Raw genomic sequence first — 7,657 nt, 5'->3', positions numbered from 1 at the left:
TGTAGGGTCTCAGAACTCGTGTCGGAATCTCAGAATGGTTGACGATGCTGTGGCGGATCCGCCACAGTTTTGAGATTCCGCTCCTCCTGGGGGCTGATTGGTGGATGATCTTCGCCAGTTAGCTTCCGTAGCGGGAGGTTTCGAGTTGGCGAGCGTGAGTCTGCCGGGGTCTCGACGGTTGGACGGCGTTGGTGCTGTCGAGGTCGCTTTTCGGCGTGCCGATGGTCGTGAGCGGGTCCAGTCGCTGGATGCGGTGAAGGTTGAGATGTTGAGCGGGGCGGCTCCGTGGCGGAGGTTCCGCTGGTACCACGGCCAGAAGCACTATTCGGGGTCGTATTGGTCGGCGACCGAGTGCGGGCATGTCATCTATGAGTCGCGGCTCGAGCTGGCCCGGTTGTTGTTCGCCGATTTCGATTGCTCGGTGCGGCGGATCGTGGCGCAGCCGTTTCTGCTACGGGCGGAGATCGGTGGCAAGGTTCGCCGCCACATCCCGGATTTCTTGTTGCTCACCGGATCAGTGCCGGTGGTGGTCGATGTGAAGCCTGGGGTCCGGCTACAGGATCCGAGGGTCGCGTTCACGTTCGCGTGGACCGAGCAGGTGGTCGCGGCGCTTGGCTGGGGATATGAGGTCTGGAGCGAACCGGAGCCGGTTGAGCTGGGCAATATCGGATTCCTTGCGGGCTACCGGCGGCCCTGGTTGTTCGAGCCGGAAGTCCTTGATGCGGTGCGGGGCTCGGCAACGAGCGGGATGACTGTCGCCGAGGTGCTCGCTTCGATCTCGAGGCTTCCGCATGCGGTGGTCCGAGCGGGACTACTGCATCTGTTGTGGCGGCAGGAGTTCGTGGTGGACATGTCCACACGGCTCAGGTCGGCGAGCACTCTCCAGGCAGCGTGATGGCCAGGGCGGCAACTCGATTCGGTGTCGGTACTCGGTTGATCTATGACGGTGAGGCCGTCGAGATCGTGGAGATGATCGCCACTTCGGCTGGCAATGAGGTTGTCCTGCGGTCGCAGTCGGCGGGGCAGTCGGTTCGCCGTGTCTCGGTGCGTGAGTTGCTCACCTGCGAGGGCGCCCGGGTGGTCCCGGTCGAGGATGGCCCGGCGGGCACCGATGAGGAGGCATTGGCGGGCGCGGTTCTGGACAACTTGAGCGAAACCGAACGTTCCCGGCTGCTCGAGCGTGCCGCGCATGTCCGGGAAGTGCTGACTGGCTACAAATCCGGCGCCGCCGAGTTGGCCACGGCAGAAGAGCCACGTGCCGAATACGATCCGGCGCTGGCCTCGACTACCCGATATGAGGCGAAAGCGCGCGAGCTGGAGGTCAGTGTCCGGACGGTGGAGCGCTGGGTTGCGGGCTATCGCAAGGTCGGCGAAGCGGGCTTGGTGGAAAGTAAGTCCACGGGCCGGAACTCGTTCGGCAGCAAGGATTCGCGCTGGGCCGAGGCTGCGCTGGAGGTGATGGCCGAGCATACTGACTCCTCACGCCCGTCGCGGAAGATGGTGATCGAGCGAACGCACGCACGGGTGACCGCACGGTTCGGTGCGGGCGTGGTGGGGTTGCCGTCGCGGGCGACAGCGTTCCGGATTCTGGAGGAGTTGGAACGTCGTCATCCGTTGTTCCGGTTGAGCACGAAGCGGAATCGGGATATCGCGGGGCGCCCGGACGGGGTTTACGGGAAGTTGCGCCCGACGCGGCCGGGTGAGTACCTGCTGATGGACACCACGCGCCTGGACGTGTTCGCACTGGATCCGGTGACGTTGCGCTGGATGCAGGCCGAGCTGACGGTGTCGATGGATTGGTACACCCGCTGCATCTGCGGGATCCGGATCACACCGGTGTCGACCAAGTCGGTGGACGCGGCAGCGACCTTGTTCCATGCGTTCCGGCCGCGCCCTGCGGGCGCGGGTTGGCCTCGCCATGCTGTCTGGCCCGAGCACGGTATTCCACGGTTGGTGCTGGTCGACGTCGACGCGATCGAGGGCCCGCTGACCGGGGCGGCGAACCCGGCGGTGGTGCCGGAGACGATCGTGATCGATCACGGCAAGATCTATGTCTCCGAGCATTTGACGAGTGTCTGTGAGCGGATGGGCATCTCGATCCAACCGGCCCGGCTGCGGACCGGTCGTGACAAAGGACCCGTGGAGAGATTCTTCCGGACCCTGCGGGAGGATCTGCTGCAGGTGCTACCCGGTTACAAGGGCCCCGATATTCACTCGCGCGGACTGGATCCGGAATCGGAGGCGTTCTTCTACCTCGACGAGTTGGAAGCGATCATCCGTGAATGGGTGGCCTGCGTCTATCACCATCGCCCGCACGACAGCCTGGTCGACCCGCACGTCCAGGGGCTGCGGCTGTCTCCTGCGGCGATGTTCGAACACGGCATGGCCCGCGCCGGCTACATCGAGGTGCCGCGGGATCCGGACCTGGCTTTCGAGTTCCTCAAGGTCGAATGGCGCACCATCCAGCACTACGGTGTCGAGTTCGGCGGGCGCCGCTACAACGGAGAGGCCCTTGACGGGCTGCGCGGCAAGCTCAGCCCCTTCACCGGAGCGAAAGCCAAGCGCCGCTGGCCGATTCACTACGACCCCGACGACATCACCCGCGCCTGGTTCCGCCACCCCGACACCGGCTGGGGGCTGCTGCGCTGGGAACACGCACCAGCCGCGGACATGCCGTTCAGCGAGGACGCGTTGAAGTTCGCGCGCCGGTTGGCCGCGGCGAAATACACCTACCCCGACGACCGGCTCGCCGTCGCAGACCTGCTGGAGCGCTGGAACCTGGGCCTGGGCTCGTCGGTGGTCGAACGCCGCATGGCGCTACGACTCTCCCGCGAGGCCGCCACCTTCGATGATGCGCCGATCGACGAAGTGGTGACCACGCTGCCGTCGGTGGCGAAGGTTCTGGCCCTCACCACTGGATCTGCCGAGGATGCCGACCCCACCTCCGCGCCGCCGCAGCCCGAACCCGAAGGTGGTGACGACGACACTGACGACGATTCCCATGACGGCAGTGGCGATTTCGATGACGAAGACTTCTACGCCGACGCCTTGGAGGACGTGTGAGCTCCCGCTCCCGCGAGGAGAACTCGGTTGCGCCGCGGCTGGACAACCTCACCTTGTCCCGCAAGGAGGGCTGGCGGCGGTTCGTCGACACTCCCACCCGGATCGCGCCGGAGCCGTTGACGCGGCGGCAATTGGAAGCGTTGAGCGAGAACGAGTTCGAAGTCCATAACCGGCAACGCCGGGAATGGCACGCCAACCTCGGCCCGATGATGACACCACAGATGCAGGCACTGCACGAGGACTTGTGGGACATCGTCGACAGCAACTGCCAAGACGGCGACAAAGCCAAGGGAGCGGTCGCGATCGACGCGTTCCCTGGCCTGGGCAAGACCACCGCGGTGCTGGCGTTCGCCAAGAAATATCATCGCCGCGAGATCGCTGCCCTCGGTGAGGAAACCGAGGCCGGCCATCAGCGCTGGCCGGTCTGCCGGGTCGGATTGACCGGCAACACCGGCATGCGGGAATTCAACCGGGCGATGCTGGACTTCTACGCCCATCCGGGCGTGACGCGCGGCACCGCCGCCGAGTTCGCCCACCGCGCCCTGGACTGCGTATTATCTTGTGGCACAACCGTTATCGTGGTTGATGACCTGCATTTTCTGCGGTGGAATCATCGCAGCGGGGTTGAGATCAGCAACCATTTCAAATACATCGCGAACGAGTTCCCGGTCACTCTTGTGTTCATCGGGGTCGGCCTGGCCGCGAAAGGCTTGTTCTCCGAGGGCACCGACTACCAGGATGCGGTGCTCGCCCAGACCGGGCGCCGCACCACACCGCTGGATATGCCGGGTTCACCGTCGACACCGACACCGGTCGAAAACAATGGCGGCAACTGTTGCTCGGTATCGAGCAACGCGTCGTGCTGGCCGATAAGCATCCCGGCATGATCGCCGACGACCTGTCGGACTACTTGTTTGCCCGCTCCACCGGCCACATCGGATCGTTGATGACCCTGATCAACCGTGGTTGCCAAAGAGCGGTCCGCACCGGGGCCGAGAAGCTCGATGTCGCGCTGCTCGACCAGGTCAAAAACGACGCTGCCGCCGAGAAAGCCCGCCAGGAGCTGGAAGCGGCGATCTCGGCGCGCACGATCACCACCCGGTTGCGCCGCACCGGATGAACGCGCGGACTCTGCCGATCCGGGTGGGGTTGTTGCCCGGGGAGACGATCGATTCCTGGCTCGAGGCGATAGCGGCACGACACCACAGCAGTTGGCGCGACCTCCTCGATGCGGTCGGCCTGCCTGCTCCCGGGTCCACAGTGTCGAGCTGGATCGCCCGCCCCACCCTGGCCGAAACGGTGGCCCTGGTCGCCGCGACCTCGGCCACCGGCGCAGACATCGCGGCGGCGGCGCTGGCTCACCACGACACCAGAGCGCTGCGCATCGACCCGATCTCACGCACGCTCGACAAGACGTTTCCGTGGAGTCCGGCGAACACCTCACGGTTCTGCCCGCAGTGCCTGTCCGAGACCGGCGGTCGATGGCAGCTGTCCTGGCGGCTGGGTTGGTCATTCGCCTGCCTACGTCATCATCGGCTACTCGCCGAGACTTGTCCTGGTTGCGGCCGGGAGCAACGCCACAGACCGCTGGCCGCGGAGGTGGTGCCTGTTCCGGGCCGCTGCGCCAGCCCTGTTCCCGGGGCGATGGGGCGGATCCTCTGCGGAGCGGACCTGGCTGCTGCCGAGACAGCAGTCGTGTTCGAGCCGGGCCACCCGGTTCTGGCGGCCCAGCACACCATCAACACCGTGATCGGCAGCGGCACGGCTGATTTCGGTGTTTACGCCGCGGCGCCGCAAACAGCGGAGGCGGCACTCACCGATATCAGGGCCGTCGCGGCCCGAGTCCTCTATTCCGCTACCACCAGGTCGTTGTCCCGGGTCATCCCCGCCGACCTGCTCGACGTCTGCCTGCACGGCGATGCTGCACCCAGATCACGCACCCCTACCCCCACACTGCTCACCGCCCCTGCTGCACCCGCGGCTGCCGTCGCTGTCACCGCGACGTTGGCCGTCCTCGGCGCCCCCGACGCCCACCAGGGCGGCCAAGCCCTGCACTGGCTGGTTGCCGAGACCCGCGGGTCTGGCGCGAAACCCCTCGCCTGCATGAGCAAATCCGGCACCAGCCCAGTGGTCGAGGCGATCGAGCTGGCGGCGTCAGCGCCGACCATGAGCCCGGCCGATCAACTGCGCCACCGCATTGCACACCCCATGCCCCGAAAACCGGGACAGGGCACCACAACCCGGGTCTACGCACTGACCCGCGCCATCCCATCGATGCTCTGGCCGAACTGGTCACTGCGGTTTGCCCTAATCCGCCCCCAACAGCGGCAACTGCGGCCCGCGATCTCGATAGCGTTGTTGCTCACCGCCACCAACTTGGCGATCGCCGACGCGGCTGAGGCGCTCGGCGGATACGCGGACAACTACCAAGTGAACCGCGCATTGAAACTGCTCGTCGGCAGCGGCCAGTGGCACGACATCCGCCACGCGTTCACCCGCATGAGCGACTACCTCGCCGACACAGACACACCAATCGACTACCAGCGTCGACGTCGCCTGGACTACACCGATCTACTACCCGATGACCTCTGGGAGCGGATCTGCTGGGAATCCGGCGCGGTGTCTCTCAATCCGGGCACCGCCAGCCGGGCCCGCCGCTACCTGTTTGAAAAGATCAGCGGCTTGCCCGCTGATGCGGCTCCAGCCGCCGCTACCGATAACCCCCGATTTCAGCCCCGCACAACAGATTTCGTTCGCAAGCTCACCCCGGAACTGGCCAGTGCCCTCGAAGTCCATGCTCACGAATTCCTCGACGCACACGACATCCGCGACGAGCCGCCGTTCTGGCAGCCACCGACCGACCTGCTCGACGGGCTGCACCTACCAGGCCCCAATTCCGCCGACGTCGACATCGACCAACTTCACCATGTGGTCCGCCACGAGGGCCACAGCATCGGCGCCGCCGCGCAGGTTCTCGGAACCACCCCCGACACCATTCGGCACGTCCTCGGAACATGCCCAGCACCTTTCACCCCTCCCGCTGGTGACCGCGGCGCTGCATCCCGGGCAGCAAAAGCAGCGCTGCCCCCGGACACATTCGTCGAGCTCTATCAACGCCAGCGCCTCAGCCTCGCCGTGATCGCCAAACAGGCCGGCACCTCACCGGCGTTCATCAAACGACTCGCCCACGACTACAACATCCCGATACGCCCGGCCCATCGGCAAACACCCCACATCGACGCGAACTGGTTGCGTCAGCAATACCTCGTTCACGGCCGCTCCCTCACCGACCTCGCCAACGAAACCGGCGCAACCTGGGCCGCCCTGACCAATTGCGCACAGCGCCACAACATTCCGCTACGCCGAAACGACGCCTACTACTCTCGCCGCAGCCCCCTCACCGAAGCAGAAACCGAAGCCGCGCCGCCCCTGCTCCGCTCAGCGCTGGCCAAAATGGGCGGACTCGGCTGGCTCAACGACTTCGCGACCGCTAGCAGCCACCCCAACCTGAAGGTCGCCGCCGAACACCTCGGCATCAGCCGACCACTCCTCTCCCAACGCATCACAGAACTCGAAGCAGCCCTCGCCGGCGAACCCCTCCTGACCCGAGCCCGATCCGGCGCCACCATGACCCTCACCCCATACGGCAAAGCCATCCTCGACGCCACCAAGCAGATCGTGCTGCCCGGCAACCCGGACCGAACCGATTAGGATGCCTCGAGTGCTCGATCCGCTGCACTTCGACGCCCACGCTGACACCTACGATCGCGCTAGACCGCCTTACCCGGCCGCTCTTTGGAAGCGGCTACACGACGATGGGCTACTGCGTCGCGGCACTCGGGTCCTCGATCTCGGCGCTGGAACCGGATTGGCCACCGGGCCGATGCTCCAGGCCGGCGCCTCCGTGACCGCCATCGAACCCGGCCCGGCCCTCGCCGCGCACCTGCACCGACGTTGGCCGAAAGCAACCATCCACATCGACCGCGCGGAAACCGCACCGTTGCCTCCGGCTGCCTTCGATCTCGCCGTCGCGGCCACCGCAGTCCATTGGTTCGATCTCGATGTCGTGTTGCCCAGACTTCATCGCTGTTTGGTGCCTGGCGGCCATTTCGCTGTCTGGAGGAATGCATACGGTGACCCGGCCGCGGACCTCACCCCGTTCCGGCAGCGGGTCGCAGCCATAACGGCACGCCGCGACGACCAATCACCGCGCAGACCAGGAGAATTCGACACCGGCGTCTGGATCGATCGGTTGACCAGCAGCGGGCACTTCGCCACCACTCGCATCGAGCAATTTTCCTGGACGATCGAACTAAGTGCCGAGCAGATCCACGACCTGTTCACCACCTTCAGCAACTGGAACGCTGCCGAAGTCGACGAAGCCGCCCAGGCCGTGAACGATCTCGGCGGCAATGTCGTCGAACACTACGTCACACCGCTGATCATTCTGGAACGCGCCGCAACCGACGACGACTCACAGCAGACCGCGGAAATGCCATCGAACTGAGACAGTCACCGCTGGCCACCTCGTGAGACAACCGAGAAACATCCAGGTCACGCCGTCGGCATTCGCCACGAATTTTGAGACCCTACA

4 protein-coding genes and 1 pseudogene are annotated in these 7,657 nt (G+C 65.5%); all 5 read left to right on the top strand.

Annotated features, from left to right (window positions below):
* Positions 1–265 precede the first annotated feature (265 nt).
* The 5 genes and pseudogenes from ACIA8C_RS43005 (at position 266) to ACIA8C_RS42985 (ending at position 7,570) form a co-directional block, all read left to right on the top strand.
* On the top strand, positions 266–895 hold the full coding sequence (locus ACIA8C_RS43005) for a TnsA-like heteromeric transposase endonuclease subunit (RefSeq protein ID WP_397145287.1): 630 nt from the start codon (positions 266–268) through the stop codon (positions 893–895).
* Positions 895–3,063, top strand: coding sequence for a Mu transposase C-terminal domain-containing protein (locus tag ACIA8C_RS43000; protein ID WP_397145285.1), 2,169 nt, complete (start codon positions 895–897; stop codon positions 3,061–3,063). The genes ACIA8C_RS43005 and ACIA8C_RS43000 overlap by 1 nt, the downstream gene beginning before the upstream one ends.
* Positions 3,060–4,183: pseudogene (locus tag ACIA8C_RS42995) on the top strand (ATP-binding protein). Before ACIA8C_RS43000 ends, ACIA8C_RS42995 begins: the two are co-directional and overlap by 4 nt.
* Positions 4,180–6,774, top strand: coding sequence for a TniQ family protein (locus tag ACIA8C_RS42990; protein WP_397145283.1), 2,595 nt, complete (start codon positions 4,180–4,182; stop codon positions 6,772–6,774). Before ACIA8C_RS42995 ends, ACIA8C_RS42990 begins: the two are co-directional and overlap by 4 nt.
* Positions 6,775–6,784: 10 nt before the next feature.
* Entirely contained in the window at positions 6,785–7,570 is a 786-nt protein-coding gene (locus ACIA8C_RS42985) for a class I SAM-dependent methyltransferase (protein ID WP_397145281.1), read from the top strand.
* Positions 7,571–7,657: the final 87 nt, after the last annotated feature.

Origin of the sequence: Nocardia sp. NPDC051321 (assembly GCF_044455225.1) — a bacterium.
Classification (GTDB): domain Bacteria; phylum Actinomycetota; class Actinomycetes; order Mycobacteriales; family Mycobacteriaceae; genus Nocardia.
Note: the sequence above shows the minus strand (reverse complement) of the source record. Positions and strands in the feature narration are given on the sequence as shown.

What these genes read in the sequence shown, in the direction of transcription:
- ACIA8C_RS43005 (WP_397145287.1), top strand. Translation starts at nt 266, where the DNA reads ATGTTGAGCGGGGCGGCTCCGTGGCGGAGGTTCCGCTGGTACCACGGC.
- ACIA8C_RS43000 (WP_397145285.1), top strand. Translation starts at nt 895, where the DNA reads ATGGCCAGGGCGGCAACTCGATTCGGTGTCGGTACTCGGTTGATCTAT.
- ACIA8C_RS42990 (WP_397145283.1), top strand. Translation starts at nt 4,180, where the DNA reads ATGAACGCGCGGACTCTGCCGATCCGGGTGGGGTTGTTGCCCGGGGAG.